We start from the raw sequence: 17,312 nt of genomic DNA on the forward strand, positions 1-17,312 counted from the left end.
TCCTTATTTAGCTATTGTTTAAAAGTCAGTTGAATTATTTTGCAGGCCGGAAACCTCTATGGTGGAAGTTTTTCCGGTTTTACGATCGGTCACATTCAACTGGAGCTGTCCGTCCCTGTTGGCGATGTCGACGATAAAGTCGTTGGTCATCATTCGGCCGGGTTTGCCGGTATTAATGTTGGTCAGCAATCCCCCTAAAATCTGCGACTGGATAGCCTGGGTGAAGTTATCCAGTGCGGAAGGGGTATCAACGGTAAAATCCTGAAAACTCGGATCTTTATAGGAGTTTTGTGCCTGAGCTTGATTCAGCAGAAAGGCACCGTTATTGGGGTTACCGCCAAAGTTAGGGTTACGGAACTGGAAGGTCATATTTCCGGCCCAGCTCAGGGGAGCAATAAGCATGATCGAAACAACTGCATATGCAATACGCATGACAGCCTCCGCATATCGGTTCGCTAGAACTCATCTTTTGCTAAATCGCTGGTGCTTAATAGGGCTTTATCTATTTGCAGGCGATTAATAGCGTCTTCAGTTTGAGCCAGTGCTAAGGCTACGTTTTTTTCGAAGTCTGTTTTCGAGGGGAATAAAAACGTTTGATAAATAACGTCCTGATTGGCCGTTATGGTTATCCAGCTTCCCCATCGTGCACTGGGCCGCTCGTTGATTGTTAAATTACCCGTGTAGGGACTGTCCCATTTATCGCTGAAGGCCCGGTAAAAACTGTGCCCGATCGATGAGACAGTGTGGTCAGTTAACAATCCGGGAACTTCGACCTCAACGGCCTGCAGGTTCCCTGCAGCGAGCAGGAGACTCGCTGCGGCGATCCAACTCAACGTGCGCTTCATGTGATTAACGCCTGAGGTTATCGTTTGCCCATGAAACCGCCTGAGTTCGGTTTTTAACAGCTATCTTCTTGAAAAGATTATAAAGGTGCGTCTTTACCGTATTTTCGCTGATAAATAACGAACGGGCGATTTCAATATTTGAAGCACCAATGCGTAATTTGTTCAGGATCTCTTTCTCACGGTGGGTGAGCAGCGCTGATTCCGAACTGTTATAGCGGTAATTTCCGGAGTGCGTGATGAGGTAGCTGGCCAGCTTTTGCGAGAAATAGCATTCGCCGCGCAATATGCCTTGCAGACCATCTACCACCCGAACCTCTTCTTCAGTGACGTAGAACACGCCATTGATATGCGGCCAGCTTTCAATATCTCTGAAAGGATATTCATCAGGCGTATTCAATAATAACACGCGGATATTATTGTTTTTCCTGCTTAAGTTATCTTGCCAGTAATGGATAAGCTTTTTATCGGCTTCCATCATATCAAACAGAATGATGCTGCCAGGCACAATATCATCAAAAGAACGTTGAATATTATGCAATTTCCCGTTCATTGATAGAGATTGCTTTAAATGTTGTAATAAAGCTGTCGCTTGCAGAGAAGGTTTTGTGATCAACAGTAATGTATGACCATGTAAACTATGGACTTCATTATACATGATGAAACCCCACTTATTTTTGGCACCTGACAGCCGCCCTCTCTGTAAAGAAGAGGGCACCAGAAGTACTGACAGATGTTGCACTGCTGTGTGTAGAATCAGAACATAACCTCCACAGGGAGGTAAATATAAAACCAATTTCGTACATCTAATTTCAATCTAGCTTTTACGAATTTTAAAGCAAGTGTTAATCATGTAACAAGATGTAAAAATCAATATTAATTTGTGAAAATTGCAGATTTTGAATGTTGCTATTTGATATGAAAGTTGTACATGGAAATAGTAGTGCATAGATTTTAAAAATCATACAAATATAATTAACCAGTTAATATTTATAAGTATTTATTATTTTTTTTAGTTTGTACCCAGGTATGAGTAACTGATACTTTCTAAGTCATGCCGTTCTGGTTTTTCTGGCTTAAGAAAACTCGCCTTGTGTCACGCCCTGAAGAAAATCTCATCCTGGCGTTACGCTTAAACAACGCGGGAAGGGACATGGACGGCTGTCTCGCCGTTGTACAACATGTCGCGCATAAATATTTCATAAAAAATAAAAGCGCCCTGTGTCATGCCTTTTATGGTGCAAATTACAACTTTGTGGTGACCTGAAAAATAAAAATAAGCCGCGCGGGTGAGATATTTAAAATGTTTCAGCGGACATACTCTTCACCGTAACGACGCGTTAACAAAAACGAGTCGTTTAATACGAAATACGATCAGGGTGTTTTCAGGTAGCCGGGTCCAGGGTGACAACATGAAAAACACATCGTTATTTTTGATGTTTACATTACTGGGTGCGCCTGGATTTGTAACCGCCGCGAATTCAGATTTAGCAAACGCTGAATATAATTTTGCGGTTAATGAATTAAGTTATTCATCATTAAATCAGGCAGCCATTATTGGTCAACAGGGTGTATTTAATGACGCTCAGCTTCGCCAGGAAGGTTCGAAACTCTTGTCCGTCATTTCTCAGGATGGGGCAGGCAACAGAGCGAGAGTTGATCAATCAGGGACTTACAATATTGCCTGGATCGATCAGAGCGGTAACGGGAACGATGCAGGTATTACGCAGGATGGATATGGTAATAGTGCGAAAATTATCCAGAAAGGGTCGGGTAATAGAGCAAATATTACGCAGTACGGTACGCAGAAAACCGCAGTTGTAGTGCAGAAACAGTCGCAGATGGCAATTCGCGTTATTCAGCGCTAGCTATTTCGCGACGACGTTAATCAATCCGATGGGGGTTTACCATGAAATTTATCAAAGTGGCAGCACTTGCAGCAATCGTCGTTTCTGGTAGTGCTATGGCTGGTATCATTAATCAGGGCGGATGGGGTCATGGACACGGTCATGGCCAGGGCGGAAACAGTGGTCCAAATTCAACCCTGAATATTTATCAGAACGGTGGCGGTAACTCCGCGCTGGCGTTGCAGACAGATGCCAGAAATTCCGTTCTTAATATTAGCCAGACCGGTGGCGGTAACGGGGCTGATGTCGGTCAGGGTTCTGACGACAGCAAAATCAACCTGACCCAGAACGGCTTTGGCAACAGTGCGACACTCGATCAGTGGAACAGCAAAAAATCCGTTATGAATGTTAGCCAGTACGGCGGCCTTAACGGTGCGCTCGTAGACCAGACGGCGTCTAACTCCACCGTCAACGTTACCCAGATCGGCTTTGGTAACCACGCGACAGCGCATCAGTACTGATACTGAAATCTGTACTACAAAAAAACAGGGCCGATGCCCTGTTTTTTTTCGGGAGTTCCTCATGAATACCTTCATTCTCCTTGCCGCGCTTTCCGGCCAGATAACCTTTCAAACGTCACAGCAGGGAAATATGACGACCATTATTCCGCAGGTCATTTTGACGGAACCGTGTGATTGTCAGGTCCAGATCCTCTCTTTGAAGGAAGGGCAGAGTGGGCAAAGTGCTTCGCGACAGCAAAATACCCTTTTTATTCCCGCTAATCAGCCGATTGATTTAACGCGGTTGAGTTTAACTATTTCTGCGGAAGACACGATCAACATCGTTGTCACCGTCACGGATGGAAAAGCGCTTCATTTATCACAGCAGTGGTCGCCAGCCGGGGGTGCGCTGTAAATATTCATGAAATCAATGCATTGTGAATATTTGCCGTTGAACTAAGCTGTTATCAGGAACTGCGTTGTTAGGTTCCGTAACGTCAGCCTTCGTTTGCATAATGAAGCGCGTTTGCCCCTCATGGACGATTTTCATTGAGGAGTACATATCGTGACCCACTCTTTTGCACATCTTATTTCAGGTCTGGGCCTGCTTGTTTCGGCATTTATCGCTCCAGCTTATTCGGCCACGCTCGCGCAGGGCGGCGTTATTCACTTTCGCGGCGCAATCGTTGCTGACCCTTGCGAAGTTACCCAGCAGCAGCGGCAGCTGGCGGTGTCGTGTCCGGAAAAAAATCGTATGCAAACGCGTATGGTGAGTTACGGCGACGCGCTGGACGGCAAGGCGACGGCTTCCGGCCTGGCGACAGTGAATATGACGTACCTGAATCCTGAAAAAACGCTCGCGGTTGTTCAGATCCAGTACCGTTAATACCCGTGAGCGCCCGCCGGTGGGCGCGGTTTTATGCCTATCGTTTTTCTCAATAACCCCTCTGCGATACACTTATAAAAAAGGCGGGCAGCAGAGGGGCTTTATGAAACCGCAAATTGAAGTTATTCATGGCGATATTACGACAGTTCATGTCGATGTCACCGTCAATGCGGCCAATCCTTCCCTGATGGGGGGAGGAGGCGTAGACGGCGCTATTCACCGGGCTGCCGGACCGCAGTTACTGGAAGCCTGTAAAATGGTGCGTCAGCAACAGGGTGAATGCCCACCGGGCCATGCGGTGATTACGCTGGCGGGCAACCTTCCTGCCAAAGCGGTGATTCATGCTGTCGGGCCCGTGTGGCACGGCGGAGACCAGCATGAAGCGAGCCTTCTGGAGGAGGCATACCGAAACTGTCTGCGGCTTGCCGCCGACAACGGCTATAAAACGATGGCGTTCCCGGCCATCAGCACCGGCGTGTATGGATATCCTAAGGCGGCAGCGGCGACCATCGCCGTCGAAACGGTTTACCGCTATTTGTCGCTTAAACCGCTGCCAGAGAAGGTGATTTTTGTCTGCTTCGATGAAGACACCACGCATCTTTATCAGCGGCTTTTGACTCAGCGCAGACAAGAGCTGGAGAGCTGAAGCGAAGGCGGCGCACCGTGAGTGCGCCGCGCTGCTCAGGCGGCTTTCGGCTGAGGTTTTCCTGAAAACAGGAAGCGCAGAAGAGGGATCCGCAGATGGATCTCGTAGAGTACCACGGCAATCCCCACCACAAACACCAGCCCGGTAAAAAAGCCCAGCGTGTTGGATGCGATATGCGGCGTGATGTATGCCCCGAAGAACAGCGTCAACGGGTGGTGCACCAGATAGATAAACAGTGAGGCATTGACGAAGTAGGTCACGCGGCTGGACTTAAAGTTCAGCAAACGGTGGCCGAGCGCGAACACCACGTTCACCATCCATAAGCCCAACAGCATGGTGATCACGCTTTCCGTTTCATACATCCAGGCGTCGCCACTCCCGTAGCGCTGGTTCAGCAGGTAGGCCGCAAACGCGATGGCCGCACCCACCGCGCACCACGGTGACGGGGTGGTAAACAGCGCTTTAAGCCTCGGATGAATAAAGGCCAGCGCGCCAATTAAAAAGAACGGAATGTAGAACAGCGACTGCATCACCACAAAATTGAACAGGCCGTCGCTCAGTATTGGTGGATAGACGATAAACAACGTGCGTCTCACCGCGGCATAAGCGATCCCCAGCAGTAAGAAGAGCACCGACAGTTTGCCCAGCGTGACGTTAGCGAAGAAAGAGTCTGCTGTCGTGCTGAGATGACGGCGCAGGCGGCTGAAAATCACCAGACTGACCGTGGTCAGCACCACCAGAACCAGCAGGAACCAGAGGTGAGACACCAGCTCCCAGACCAGCGTGTTGTACTTTTCATACAGCGACAGATTCGGCCAGTTCTCCGCCTTGCCTTTAACGTATTGCAGCATAATGAACTGCGGCAGCGTCAGGAGCGGTATGGCGGTTAACATGGGAATACCTACGCGCTCCACGCGCACTTTCCACCAGCGCTTAAGCGGATAGCGTAAAAAAAGCATGTACGAGAAATAGCCGGAGATGACAAAAAAAACCTGCATGCGGAAGGCGTGAATAAAGTCATTAAACAGCGTCAGCCACCAGGAGGGCATCTGGCTATTAACATGCCACGTGTGGCTGGAGTAAATCAGTGAAATATGAAAGGGGATCCCCAATAGCATCAGCCATGCCCGGATCGAGTCGAGGAAATATTCCCGTTGTATCGGTGTTGTGCTCATATAACGTTGCGCATTCTCAGACTTTTCGCCTTATCCCTAAGGCTCATAATGGTTACATTCGACGCCAACCCTACACCAAGACCGACACACTGTCTCCAGGATAAGCACGCAAAGTGAATAACGGGTTCTTTCATTTGCTTAATCCATGAGCCAGCAGCTGAACAAAGCAGTGATTATGTTGTCGGATTGCCTGAGTTTCCATTAAAATGGATCGGATCGATATAAGCACACAAAGGGGGAAGTGCTTACTTATTATGAAACATAAACCACAGATGATGAAAATGCGTTGGTTGGGTGTTGCGGTGGTGTTATCACTGTATACCTCATCGGCACTGGCCTTTAACATCGACGATGTCGCAAAACAGGCAAAATCGATGGCAGGCAAGAGCTACGAAGCGCCGAAAAGTAACCTGCCCTCCGTTTTCCGCGACATGAAGTATGCGGACTATCAGCAGATCCAGTTCAACCACGATAAAGCGTACTGGAACAACGTTAAAACCCCGTTCAAGCTTGAATTTTATCATCAGGGTATGTACTTCGACACGCCTGTTGCCATCAATGAAGTGACGGCGACCGCGGTACGTAAGATCAAGTACAGCCCGGATTACTTCAATTTTGGCAATGTGCAGCACGACAAAGATACGGTGAAAGACCTGGGCTTCGCAGGCTTCAAGGTGCTTTACCCGATCAACAGCAAAGATAAAAACGACGAAATCGTTAGCATGCTTGGCGCCAGCTACTTCCGCGTGATTGGCGCGGGGCAGGTGTACGGGCTTTCTGCGCGCGGTCTGGCTATTGATACCGCGCTGCCATCAGGTGAAGAGTTCCCGCGTTTCCGCGAGTTCTGGATTGAGCGTCCAAAACCAACGGACAAACGTCTGACTATTTATGCGCTGCTGGATTCCCCACGCGCAACCGGTGCCTATCGCTTTGTGATTATGCCTGGTCGTGACACGGTTGTTGACGTGCAGTCTAAGGTTTACCTGCGTGACAAAGTGGGCAAACTGGGCGTCGCTCCGCTGACCAGTATGTTCCTGTTTGGGCCGAACCAGCCGTCACCGGCAACCAACTTCCGCCCGGAACTGCATGACTCCAACGGTCTGTCTATTCATGCCGGTAACGGTGAGTGGATCTGGCGTCCGCTGAATAACCCGAAACATCTGGCAGTCAGCAGCTTTGCGATGGAAAACCCGCAGGGCTTTGGCCTGCTGCAACGTGGCCGTCAGTTCTCTCGCTTTGAAGATCTCGACGACCGCTATGACCTGCGTCCAAGCGCCTGGGTTACGCCGAAAGGCGACTGGGGTAAAGGCAAGGTAGAGCTGGTTGAAATTCCAACCAACGACGAAACCAACGACAACATCGTCGCATACTGGACGCCGGATCAGCTGCCGGAAGCCGGTAAAGAGATGAACTTCAAGTACACCATTACCTTCAGCCGCGATGAAGATAAGCTGCATGCGCCGGATAACGCGTATGTGACGCAGACTCGCCGCTCTACGGGTGACGTGAAGCAGTCTAACCTGATCCGTCAGCCTGACGGTACGGTAGCGTTTGTCGTGGACTTCACCGGCCAGGATATGAAGAAACTGTCTCCTGATACTGCGGTGTCGGCCCAGGCCAGCATCGGTGACAACGGTGAAATCGTAGAGAACACCGTGCGTTACAACCCGGTAACCAAAGGCTGGCGTCTGACCCTGCGCGTGAAAGTGAAAGATCCGAAACAGACCACTGAAATGCGTGCTGCGCTGGTCAGTGAAGATCAGCCGCTGAGTGAAACCTGGAGCTACCAGCTACCTGCCAATGAATAATACATCTGAATATATTGATGCCATGCCGCTGACGGATATCGAAAAAGCGGCGCTGCCTAAGAGCGACATCCGCGCGGTTCATACCGCGCTGGATGGCGAACATCGTCAGTTTTCCCGTGATGATGATACGCCGCTGGGGTCAGTCAAGGCGCGTCTGGAGCAGGCCTGGCCGGACTCGCTGGCAGAAGGGCAGTTGATTAAAGACGACGAAGGACGCGATCAGCTTCAGGCGATGCCGAAAGCGACGCGTTCCTCAATGTTCCCCGATCCGTGGCGCACCAACCCGGTTGGCCGCTTCTGGGATCGCCTGCGCGGGCGTGACGTCACGCCGCGCTATCTGTCGCGCCTGACGAAAGAAGAGCAGGCCTCCGAACAGAAATGGCGTACCGTGGGGACAATTCGCCGTTATATCCTGTTGCTTCTGACGCTGGCGCAGACGGTTGTCGCGACCTGGTATATGAAAACCATTCTGCCTTACCAGGGCTGGGCGTTTATCAACCCGACGGACATGATGGGCCAGGATCTCTGGGTCTCCTTCATGCAGCTGCTGCCGTATATCCTGCAGAGCGGCATTCTCCTGCTGTTCGCGGTCCTCTTCTGCTGGGTCTCGGCCGGTTTCTGGACCGCGCTGATGGGCTTCCTGCAGCTGCTGATGGGACGGGACAAGTACAGCATTTCGGCGTCAACGGTCGGGGATGAACCCCTCAATCCCGAGCACCGTACCGCACTGATTATGCCTATTTGTAACGAAGACGTTGACCGCGTATTTGCGGGGCTGCGTGCAACCTGGGAGTCCGTAAAGGCAACCGGTAATGCGGCGCATTTCGACGTTTACATCCTGAGCGACAGTTACAACCCGGATATCTGCGTGGCAGAGCAAAAAGCCTGGATGGAGCTGATTGCAGAAGTGCAGGGCGAAGGACAGATCTTCTACCGCCGCCGCCGCCGTCGCGTGAAGCGTAAAAGCGGCAACATCGATGACTTCTGCCGCCGCTGGGGTAACCAGTACAGCTACATGGTCGTGCTGGATGCTGACTCCGTCATGAGCGGTGACTGCCTGAGCGGTCTGGTGCGTCTGATGGAAGCCAACCCGAACGCGGGGATCATTCAGTCTTCGCCAAAAGCATCCGGCATGGACACCCTGTACGCGCGCTGCCAGCAGTTCGCCACCCGTGTTTACGGCCCGCTGTTTACCGCCGGTCTGCACTTCTGGCAGTTGGGTGAGTCACACTACTGGGGCCACAACGCCATTATCCGCGTGAAGCCGTTCATCGAACACTGTGCGCTGGCGCCGCTGCCGGGCGAGGGTTCGTTTGCCGGTTCGATTCTGTCGCATGACTTCGTGGAAGCGGCGCTGATGCGTCGTGCGGGCTGGGGCGTCTGGATTGCTTACGACCTGCCGGGATCGTACGAAGAGCTGCCGCCGAACCTGCTGGACGAGCTCAAGCGCGACCGCCGCTGGTGTCACGGTAACCTGATGAACTTCCGCCTGTTCCTCGTAAAAGGGATGCACCCGGTTCACCGTGCGGTGTTCCTGACGGGCGTAATGTCTTATCTCTCCGCACCGCTGTGGTTTATGTTCCTCGCGCTCTCCACTGCGCTGCAGGTCGTCCATGCCCTGACGGAGCCGCAATACTTCCTGCAACCGCGCCAGCTGTTCCCGGTGTGGCCGCAGTGGCGTCCGGAGCTGGCGATTGCGCTGTTTGCTTCCACCATGGTGCTGCTGTTCCTGCCTAAGCTGCTCAGTATCATCCTGATCTGGTGCAAAGGCTCGAAAGAGTACGGCGGATTCTTCCGCGTCACCCTTTCGCTGCTGCTGGAAGTGCTGTTCTCCGTGCTGCTGGCGCCGGTGCGTATGCTGTTCCACACCGTGTTTGTGGTCAGCGCGTTCCTGGGCTGGGAAGTGGTCTGGAACTCACCGCAGCGTGATGACGACTCCACGCCGTGGAGTGAAGCCTTCATGCGCCACGGCTCTCAGCTGCTGCTGGGCCTGGTGTGGGCGGCCGGAATGGCCTGGCTGGATCTGCGCTTCCTGTTCTGGCTGGCGCCGATTGTCTTCTCGCTTATCCTGTCGCCGTTTGTGTCCGTGATCTCCAGCCGTTCAACGGTAGGGCTGCGTACCAAACGCTGGAAACTGTTCCTGATCCCGGAAGAGTATTCTCCGCCGCAGGTGCTGGTGGATACCGATACCTATCTGGAGCAGAACCGTAACCGCACGCTGGACGATGGCTTTATGCACGCCGTGTTTAATCCGTCATTCAACGCTCTGGCGACGGCAATGGCCACCGCGCGCCACCGCGCAAGCCAGGTGCTGGAGATTGCCCGCGATCGTCACGTTGAGCAGGCGCTTAACGAGACCCCGGAAAAACTCAATCGCGACCGTCGTCTGGTGCTGCTGAGCGATCCGGTCACGATGGCAAGACTTCACTATCGCGTATGGTCCGCTCCGGAGAAGTACTCTTCGTGGGTGAACTACTACAAAGAGCTGAAGCTGAACCCGCTGGCGCTGAAGGCGAAGTAAGCGGTTAAGCAAGGCGGGTAAGCAAAGCGCCACCCGCCAGATAAAATACCGGCTGTGAGGCCGGTATTTTTTTAGAGGTTACTGATGAAAATAATCATCGTCGTCATGATGGCATGCCTGCTGAGCGGCTGCGGCAGCATCATCAGCCGCACTATTCCAGGTCAGGGCCATGGCAACCAGTACTACCCGGGCGTAAAATGGGATGTCCGTGATTCCGCATGGCGCTACCTGACGGTGCTCGATCTGCCGTTCTCGCTGATTTTCGACACGCTGTTGCTGCCCATCGATGCCAGCCACGGCCCGTACGAGTAGCGTAAATTAACGCTCGTCCCATTCATCGGCTGCGGTTTGACCTTCTTCCGTATCCAGCGGTGGCTCGAGCTGAAATTCGCCCTCATCCCACTCGTGCAGCGTATTCTCCTCCAGCCATTCCTGGCGTAACTCGATTTCGTCATAGTCGCCATCAAACACGGCCTGCGCACCTGCACCGCTCAGGACCGGCAAACATTCTCCTTCTTCACCTTCGTCGGCAAAGAATTCGGCCTGCCACATAATATCCCCATCCTGCAGAACATATTTTTGGATATTAAGTTGTTGCACGTCAGCATCTTCTTCCTCAACGCCGGGATTATCGGCAAGGAACTCTTCACGAGCGGCATCAATAGCTTCTTCCAGCGTGGCGTACATGGTCATTGGTGTCTCCCTGTTTTCCAGAAGGTTTCAGGGAAAGAATAGCTGAATATGAGATTCTGCAAGTATGAATGCGAAAATAAGCCGTCAGGCGTTCTTCTTATTCCGTCACTGGCCGTAACGCGCGGGATAAACTGAACCACGAGTAAATCGCGTTGAACAGCACCACGCCTGCCGTCACGATAAAGACGGCGCGAAAACCGAAGCTGGCGGAAATACCCGCCCCGAGAAGCGGCCCGGTGACGTTACCGATATCGCGAAACGACTGGTTATAGCTAAAGATACGCCCGGCAATCTGGTTCGTGGAGTTGTAGACCAGCAGGGTCTGTACGGCGGGCAGCAACGCTCCGTCGGCGGCGCCCAGCAAAAAGCGAAGCACGCCCAGCTGCCATGGAGAGTGCACCATCGACATGGGGATAAGCAGCAGGACGGAAATGATCAGTGCGCAGATCAGGATCTTTTCCGGGCCGACCCGGTCACCCAATTTCCCCAGTCTCGGTGCGCTAACCAGCGCCGCCACGCCGGGCACAGAGGCAATCAGTCCGCTGATAAACGCAATATTGCTGACGTTACCCGCCAGGTCGCGAACGTATAGGGTGAGAATAGGAGCGATCGATCCGGTTGCCACCTGAATGATCAATGTCGTTACGAACAGGCTCAGCACCAGTCTGGGATTTTTAAGCGAGGTCAGCACGTCTCTGGCGTGAAGCATCTCTTTTTTGGCGACGGGCGTAAATTTTTCACGGATGCAGACCAGGGTGACGATGAAGCACAGGAACAACACGCTGGCGGTGATGAAAAAGACCGGGCGCAGGCCGTAGTTATCCGCCAGTAATCCCCCCGCCAGCGGCCCAAGCAGGGCGCCGCTCACGCCACCGGTTGAGAGCGTGCCAAGCGCCCAGCCGCTCTTATGGCGAGGAATTTGCGTGGCGATCAGGGCGTTCGCGTTGGGAATAAATCCGCCCAATAAGCCCAGCAAAGCGCGCAATATCAGGAACTGCCAGACGTTCTGCGCCACGCCCATCAGCGCCATGATTATCGCCATCCCCAGCGCCGAACGCAGCAGCATGATTTTACGTCCCTTGCGGTCGGCAAGGCCGCCCCAGAAGGGCGAGGCAATGGCGGAAAAGAGAAACGTGATGCTGAATACCAGGCCAGACCACATGTTGAGCGCGCTATGGCCCGTCACGCCCAGTTGTTCGACGTAGAGCGGCAGGAAAGGCATGACCAGGCTAAACGCCGCGCCGGTAAGAAAACAGCCAAGCCACGCAACCGTGAGGTTACGCTTCCAGTTTATGGGGGCATCTGAGAGTGTCATAACAATCCGCATAGTGAGGTGCAGAGAACCTGAGGCATGAAGTAATAAGCCTGCTAATTATGCGCCTGGGTTATGATTGCCGCAATGAGGGGGAGCTTTTAGAGCTAAAATAGCATGCGGCCCTGAGGGCCGCATGAGGATCAATAGCGGGAAGGCGTGCCTTCTGGCCGCGTTTTAAAGCGTCGATGCAGCCACATGTACTGCTCGGGTGCCAGCATGATGCACTTCTCCACAACGCCGTTCATCCAGCGTGCGGTGGTTTCCGCATCTTCCAGCGGCGGCGCGAGTTCCGGCTCAAGCATCATCAGCTCGTAGCCTGAGCCATCCGGCATACGGCGGGGAACAAAGGGAACGATGGCGGCTTTGGACATCCGCGCCAGCATCCAGGTGCCGGTCGTGGTGGCGGCCTCATCAACGGCGAAGAAGGGGACAAAGACGCTGGCCTGGGGGCCATAGTCGTGATCGGGGGCATACCAGACCACTTCACCGGACTTCAGCGCGCGGATCATGCCCTTCAGATCCTTACGGTCGATCATGCTTTTGTTGGAGCGCATGCGGCCGTTGGTCTGGATGAGATCGATAACCGGGTTGTCGTTAGGACGGTAAACCCCGATGCCGGGCGCTTGCATGCCAAACATACGCGCCCCGATTTCGAGCGTCAGGAAATGGACGCCGATCAGCAACACGCCGGTCTGATTGGCCTGAAGCGTATGCACCGGCTCCATGCCGGTGCCTGTAACCTTGCTCCAGCGGGCCATACGTTTGTCCGACCAGAACCACGCCATGCCGGTCTCCATGAGACCCATGCCGACGGATTCGAAATTCTTCGAGACCATATCATGGCGCTCCGCCTCGCTCATCTGCGGAAAGCACAGCTCAAGGTTACGATACGCGATGCGGGCGCGGCGCTTCATAAGCGTTTGCGCGAGTCGGCCTAATGATGTACCTAACCGGAAGATAACAGGGTAGGGAAGCTGTACCAGTAGCCATAAAAAGCCAATGCCAAGCCAGGTCATCCAATAGCGGGGATGCAAAAGGGCGACGGTAAATTTTGGTAACTGGGTCATGTCTTTCCTGTGTTCAAACGTCCTGTTTCGCTATTGTCGCATTTTTTGAGACGTAGCCAAAATATCTGCCGTCGAAACCTGCACGACGACGGCAATTGTTAAGCCTGATTCATCAGGGTGTGTGAAATGTAGCGTAAATTGTGTGGATGTAAATTGGTTTTGTTTGCTATATGATGCCGACCGATTTTGATTCTCTCTGACGATTGCAGGACTTGTACACCATGCCAGTGTTACACAACCGCGTTTCGAATGAGATGTTAAAGGCGCGCATGTTGGCTGAAACCGAACCGCGCACGACCATCTCCTTCTACAAATACTTCACCATCGACGATCCGCAGGCGACCCGCGATGCGCTTTATCAGGCCTTCACGGCGCTGAACGTATTCGGCCGCGTCTACCTTGCCCGCGAAGGCATTAACGCGCAGATTAGCGTGCCGGAAAGCAAAGTGAATGCGTTCCGCGACGCGCTTTATAGCTTCGATCCGGCCCTCAACGGCTTACGCCTGAACATTGCCCTGGATGACGATGGAAAATCGTTCTGGGTGCTGCGCATGAAGGTGCGTGAACGCATCGTGGCGGACGGTATTGACGATCCTGAGTTTAACCCGGCGGACGTCGGCGAATATCTGAAGGCCGCGGAAGTGAATGCGATGCTGGACGATCCGGATGCCGTGTTCATTGATATGCGTAACCACTACGAGTACGAAGTGGGGCATTTCGAAAACGCGATGGAGATTCCGGCCGATACCTTCCGCGAGCAGCTGCCTAAAGCGGTGGAGATGATGCAGGAGCATAAGGATAAAAAAATCGTTATGTACTGCACCGGCGGTATCCGCTGCGAGAAGGCCAGCGCGTGGATGAAGCACAATGGGTTCAACAAGGTCTGGCACATTGAAGGCGGTATTATTGAGTACGCCCGCCGCGCCCGTGAGCAGGGCTTACCGGTACGCTTTATCGGTAAAAACTTCGTCTTTGACGAGCGCATGGGCGAGCGCATTTCAGAAGATGTGATTGCCCAGTGCCACCAGTGCGGCGCGCCGTGCGATACCCACACCAACTGCAAAAACGACGGTTGCCACCTGCTGTTTATTCAGTGCCCGGCCTGTGCCGAGAAGTTTAACGGCTGCTGTAGCGAGCTGTGCAGCGAAGAGAGCGTCCTGCCGGAAGAAGAGCAGCGTCGTCGTCGCGCGGGGCGTGAAAACGGTAATAAGATTTTTAATAAATCACGCGGCCGTCTGAATACCAAACTGGGTATTCCTGACCCGGAATGATAATAACGCCCGGCACGGCGAAAGCCTGCCGGGCGAATCTATTACGACTTCTGCTGCACACCTTCAACGGAAATAACCAGCTCAACGTCCTGCGACGCCGGGCCTAAATCCGTTGTGATATTAAAATCTTTCAGGTGAATTTTACCCGCCGCTTCAAAACCTGCGCGTTTTCCGCCCCACGGATCGTCGCCCTGACCGATCAATTTCGCATCCAGAGTAACGGGTTTGGTTACGCCATTCAGCGTCAGATTCCCGGTAATAGCCAATTTATCACCGTCTTTCTTAACTTCCGTGGAGGTGAAGGTGGCCTGTGGGAATTTTGTGACGTTGAGGAACTCTGCGCTGCGCAGGTGTTTATCGCGCTCAGCATGGTTCGTGTCGACGCTGTTCGTATTAATGGTCACATTGACTTTATCTGCCGCAGGATTTTTCTCGTCAAAAGTAAATGTGCCGTCGAAATCTTTAAAGGTGCCGTACAGCCAGCTGTATCCCAGGTGCTGAATGCGGAAATTGACGAAAGCGTGCTGGCCCTCTTTATCAATTTTATAGTCAGCCGCTACGGCAGAACCGGTGGTGAATAACAGAGAACCGAGGGCAATACCCAGCAGGTGTTTTTTCATTTTATGCTCCAGAGTCAACTGACGAGCGGCCAAGCATGCGCTTAAGCGTATCGTCTTTATCAATAAAATGGTGTTTAAGGGCGGCGAGCCCGTGCAGTACGGACAGGATCACCACGCTCCAGGCAAGCCAGAGGTGAGCGACGCCTGCCGTATCGGCCTGAGCCCCGGCATCGCTGAGCGTTGCCGGAACCTCGAACAGGCCAAAAACGCTAATCGGTTTGCCGTCTGCCGTTGAAATGAGATAGCCGCTGATCAGAATGGCGAAGAGCAGCGCGTAGAGCGCAATATGCGCGGCAACGGCGCTGACGCGGGTTATTTTTCCATATGTCTTTAGTGGCGCGGGCGGTGGGGAAATATGTCGCCAGATGACGCGAAATACCAGCCCCAGCATCAGCAGAACCCCGATGCTTTTATGCAGCTCGGGTGCCTGATGATACCAGCCATCGTAATAGCTGAGCGTGACCATCCAGAGTCCAAGTCCGAACATACCGTAGACGGCAATGGCAAATATCCAGTGCAAACTTATGGATATTATTCCGTAGCGCCGGGAGGAGTTACGCAATTGCATCAGAATGTCCATTTTCAAATTAACCGAAAGGTAAAAATGAACGGGAAGACGCGATATTGCAACTGAAATAATTGACTATTGATTTTTATTTTATTTATTTCAGCGATTTTGAAAAGAAACAGCAAGATTAATTCAATGGCTTCGTGCAAGACGTATTTAGCAGAAGAAAAAACCTTAAATAAACATAAAGTAACGTCAGTTAACGTCAATTTTCACTTTCAATAAAACACAATGTATATAACATCAACGATAGCGAGCAGCGCCCACAATAAGATATAGAGCATAAAGTGTTCGCGAATGTTATTGATGAGGAAATCCACTATCCTGCGCATAACGCCCCACAATTGAGTACGAAGAAAACGGGCCCCGATGCCGCCGGAGCCCGTGGCCGATTATCCGTTAAAACGCGAGAGTGAGAACGGCGTCAGATCAAACTGCGGCGTGATACCCTGGGCAAACTGCGCGGCGATTTCACCCAACACCGAAGCGAACTTAAAGCCGTGGCCACTCAGCCCGGTAATCAGCAGGGTGTTGTCATGTCCCGGCAGCGTATCAATGATAAAGTCTTCATCCGGCGTGTTGTCATAGGTGCAGGCCGCGCCATAAAGCAGGCCGCCGACGCCCGGGAGAATATTGCGCAGGAACGAGAAGGCTTCTGAGCCGTCCTGCGGGCAGGCGCCAAACGGCTTGCGCTCCTCAGGTGATGAGATGACCTGCCCGCCGTTGTGTTTTCCAATCTTGAGAGCGTCCTTCTCGGAAGGGAAACCGTAGAACTGATCGCCGTTGGGTAACTCGCCGGTAAACGCCGGGAATTTATTTTGCGCGCTGTAACGCCCGTCCGACTGGAACCAGGAGAAGACCTTGCGTACCGGCTGGATCGGCAGGTCCGGAAGCAGGCGGGTAACCCAGGTTCCTGCGCTAATAAGCAGGCGGGAAGCCGAATATTCCCCGTCTACGGTTTTCACCGTAACGCCGTTTGCATCATGCGTGATGGCCTCTACGGGGCAATTGAACAGCTGCGCACAGCCCGCTTTGGCGGCAAGATCGACCCAGGTTTTGATCGCCGTTTCACAGTGCAGCACACCGGAGTTGGCTTCAAAGAGGCCGATATAATCCTCCGGGACGGTAATTTCAGGCCAGCGCGAGGTAATGGCCGCCGCGTCCAGCTTCTCAACGTCAAGATTAAAGGCTTTCGCGCTGCGTTCGACGCCGGCGAGAAATCCAGAGTGGGCCGGGCCCAGATTGATAACGCCGGTACGTTCGAAAATGCGATCTTCAGTCTGTTTCGCCAGTTCATCCCACAGCGTCTGGGCGCGAAGCACCAGCGGGACATAGCGCTCGCCTTCGCCATACGCATGGCGGATAAGGCGGGTATCGCCATGATGGCTGCCCTCCGCATGAGGCGGAAGATGGCTATCGATCATCAGGACCTTCAGGCCTGCCTGCGTTGCGTAATAACCGGCGGCCGATCCAACGGAGCCGCTACCAATAATGATTAAGTCGTATCTCATATGCATCTCGTAAACTTACGGTTTGTTAGCAGAGTAATTAAC

At 52.8% G+C, this 17,312-nt stretch carries 20 protein-coding genes; 9 read left to right on the forward strand and 11 right to left on the reverse strand.

Annotated features, from left to right (window positions below):
• Positions 1-18: 18 nt before the first annotated feature.
• From csgF to csgD, 3 genes are read right to left on the reverse strand one after another with little or no spacing between them, the layout of a single operon-like run.
• Positions 19-432, reverse strand: coding sequence for a curli production assembly/transport protein CsgF (gene csgF, locus IB212_RS08450; RefSeq protein WP_028012675.1), 414 nt, complete (start codon positions 430-432; stop codon positions 19-21).
• Between the two features lie 23 nt (positions 433-455).
• Positions 456-845, reverse strand: coding sequence for a curli production assembly/transport protein CsgE (csgE, locus tag IB212_RS08455; RefSeq protein WP_028012676.1), 390 nt, complete (start codon positions 843-845; stop codon positions 456-458).
• 4 nt (positions 846-849) lie between these two features.
• Positions 850-1,500 carry a biofilm master transcriptional regulator CsgD gene (csgD, locus tag IB212_RS08460; protein WP_041910539.1) on the reverse strand — a complete coding sequence of 217 codons (651 nt, stop codon included), beginning with the start codon at positions 1,498-1,500 and terminating at the stop codon, positions 850-852.
• 754 nt (positions 1,501-2,254) lie between these two features.
• Between csgD and csgB the strand changes: the two genes are divergently transcribed.
• The 5 genes from csgB (at position 2,255) to ymdB (ending at position 4,721) form a co-directional block, all read left to right on the forward strand.
• Positions 2,255-2,710 carry a curli minor subunit CsgB gene (csgB, locus tag IB212_RS08465; RefSeq protein WP_028012679.1) on the forward strand — a complete coding sequence of 152 codons (456 nt, stop codon included), beginning with the start codon at positions 2,255-2,257 and terminating at the stop codon, positions 2,708-2,710.
• A 41-nt stretch (positions 2,711-2,751) separates the two neighbouring features.
• On the forward strand, positions 2,752-3,210 hold the full coding sequence (csgA, locus tag IB212_RS08470; RefSeq protein ID WP_041910537.1) for a curli major subunit CsgA: 459 nt from the start codon (positions 2,752-2,754) through the stop codon (positions 3,208-3,210).
• Between the two features lie 61 nt (positions 3,211-3,271).
• Positions 3,272-3,604, forward strand: a complete 333-nt coding sequence (csgC, locus tag IB212_RS08475; protein ID WP_041910536.1) for a curli assembly chaperone CsgC — start codon at positions 3,272-3,274, stop codon at positions 3,602-3,604.
• A gap of 150 nt (positions 3,605-3,754) precedes the next feature.
• Entirely contained in the window at positions 3,755-4,075 is a 321-nt protein-coding gene (locus tag IB212_RS08480) for a type 1 fimbrial protein (RefSeq protein WP_028012682.1), read from the forward strand.
• 103 nt (positions 4,076-4,178) lie between these two features.
• Positions 4,179-4,721, forward strand: a complete 543-nt coding sequence (ymdB, locus tag IB212_RS08485; RefSeq protein ID WP_041910535.1) for an O-acetyl-ADP-ribose deacetylase — start codon at positions 4,179-4,181, stop codon at positions 4,719-4,721.
• 35 nt (positions 4,722-4,756) lie between these two features.
• Here ymdB and mdoC read toward each other — a convergent pair whose 3' ends face one another.
• The gene (mdoC, locus tag IB212_RS08490) at positions 4,757-5,896 is read right to left on the reverse strand and encodes a glucans biosynthesis protein MdoC (RefSeq protein ID WP_041910534.1); all 1,140 of its coding nucleotides are present in this window, start codon (positions 5,894-5,896) and stop codon (positions 4,757-4,759) included.
• Positions 5,897-6,150: 254 nt separating this feature from the next.
• Between mdoC and mdoG the strand changes: the two genes are divergently transcribed.
• The 3 genes from mdoG (at position 6,151) to IB212_RS08505 (ending at position 10,537) form a co-directional block, all read left to right on the forward strand.
• Entirely contained in the window at positions 6,151-7,704 is a 1,554-nt protein-coding gene (gene mdoG, locus IB212_RS08495; RefSeq protein ID WP_028012685.1) for a glucans biosynthesis protein MdoG, read from the forward strand.
• On the forward strand, positions 7,697-10,225 hold the full coding sequence (mdoH, locus tag IB212_RS08500) for a glucans biosynthesis glucosyltransferase MdoH (protein WP_041910533.1): 2,529 nt from the start codon (positions 7,697-7,699) through the stop codon (positions 10,223-10,225). Before mdoG ends, mdoH begins: the two co-directional genes overlap by 8 nt.
• Positions 10,226-10,309: 84 nt before the next feature.
• Positions 10,310-10,537 carry a YceK/YidQ family lipoprotein gene (locus tag IB212_RS08505; protein WP_013097162.1) on the forward strand — a complete coding sequence of 76 codons (228 nt, stop codon included), beginning with the start codon at positions 10,310-10,312 and terminating at the stop codon, positions 10,535-10,537.
• A 6-nt stretch (positions 10,538-10,543) separates the two neighbouring features.
• On the opposite strand, the gene IB212_RS08510 is transcribed toward IB212_RS08505, so the two are convergent.
• The 3 genes from IB212_RS08510 to IB212_RS08520 form a co-directional block, all read right to left on the reverse strand.
• On the reverse strand, positions 10,544-10,918 hold the full coding sequence (locus IB212_RS08510; RefSeq protein ID WP_028012687.1) for a MysB family protein: 375 nt from the start codon (positions 10,916-10,918) through the stop codon (positions 10,544-10,546).
• Between the two features lie 97 nt (positions 10,919-11,015).
• Positions 11,016-12,233: a multidrug efflux MFS transporter MdtG gene (mdtG, locus tag IB212_RS08515; RefSeq protein WP_041910532.1), complete on the reverse strand. Its 1,218-nt coding sequence runs from the start codon at positions 12,231-12,233 to the stop codon at positions 11,016-11,018.
• Positions 12,234-12,373: 140 nt separating this feature from the next.
• Positions 12,374-13,300: a Kdo(2)-lipid IV(A) acyltransferase gene (locus tag IB212_RS08520; protein ID WP_028012689.1), complete on the reverse strand. Its 927-nt coding sequence runs from the start codon at positions 13,298-13,300 to the stop codon at positions 12,374-12,376.
• Positions 13,301-13,521: 221 nt separating this feature from the next.
• Between IB212_RS08520 and IB212_RS08525 the strand changes: the two genes are divergently transcribed.
• The gene (locus IB212_RS08525) at positions 13,522-14,571 is read left to right on the forward strand and encodes a rhodanese-related sulfurtransferase (RefSeq protein WP_028012690.1); all 1,050 of its coding nucleotides are present in this window, start codon (positions 13,522-13,524) and stop codon (positions 14,569-14,571) included.
• A 41-nt stretch (positions 14,572-14,612) separates the two neighbouring features.
• Here IB212_RS08525 and IB212_RS08530 read toward each other — a convergent pair whose 3' ends face one another.
• From IB212_RS08530 to solA, 4 genes are all read right to left on the reverse strand, one after another.
• Positions 14,613-15,191 carry a YceI family protein gene (locus IB212_RS08530; RefSeq protein ID WP_028012691.1) on the reverse strand — a complete coding sequence of 193 codons (579 nt, stop codon included), beginning with the start codon at positions 15,189-15,191 and terminating at the stop codon, positions 14,613-14,615.
• A 1-nt stretch (position 15,192) separates the two neighbouring features.
• Positions 15,193-15,759 carry a cytochrome b gene (locus tag IB212_RS08535; RefSeq protein ID WP_041910531.1) on the reverse strand — a complete coding sequence of 189 codons (567 nt, stop codon included), beginning with the start codon at positions 15,757-15,759 and terminating at the stop codon, positions 15,193-15,195.
• A gap of 218 nt (positions 15,760-15,977) precedes the next feature.
• The gene (locus IB212_RS08540) at positions 15,978-16,091 is read right to left on the reverse strand and encodes a YceO family protein (RefSeq protein ID WP_032644857.1); all 114 of its coding nucleotides are present in this window, start codon (positions 16,089-16,091) and stop codon (positions 15,978-15,980) included.
• 60 nt (positions 16,092-16,151) lie between these two features.
• Entirely contained in the window at positions 16,152-17,270 is a 1,119-nt protein-coding gene (solA, locus tag IB212_RS08545; protein WP_041910530.1) for an N-methyl-L-tryptophan oxidase, read from the reverse strand.
• Positions 17,271-17,312: the final 42 nt, after the last annotated feature.

The sequence above is a fragment of the Enterobacter sp. E12 genome (assembly GCF_014596715.2).
Classification (GTDB): Bacteria; Pseudomonadota; Gammaproteobacteria; order Enterobacterales; family Enterobacteriaceae; genus Enterobacter; species Enterobacter bugandensis.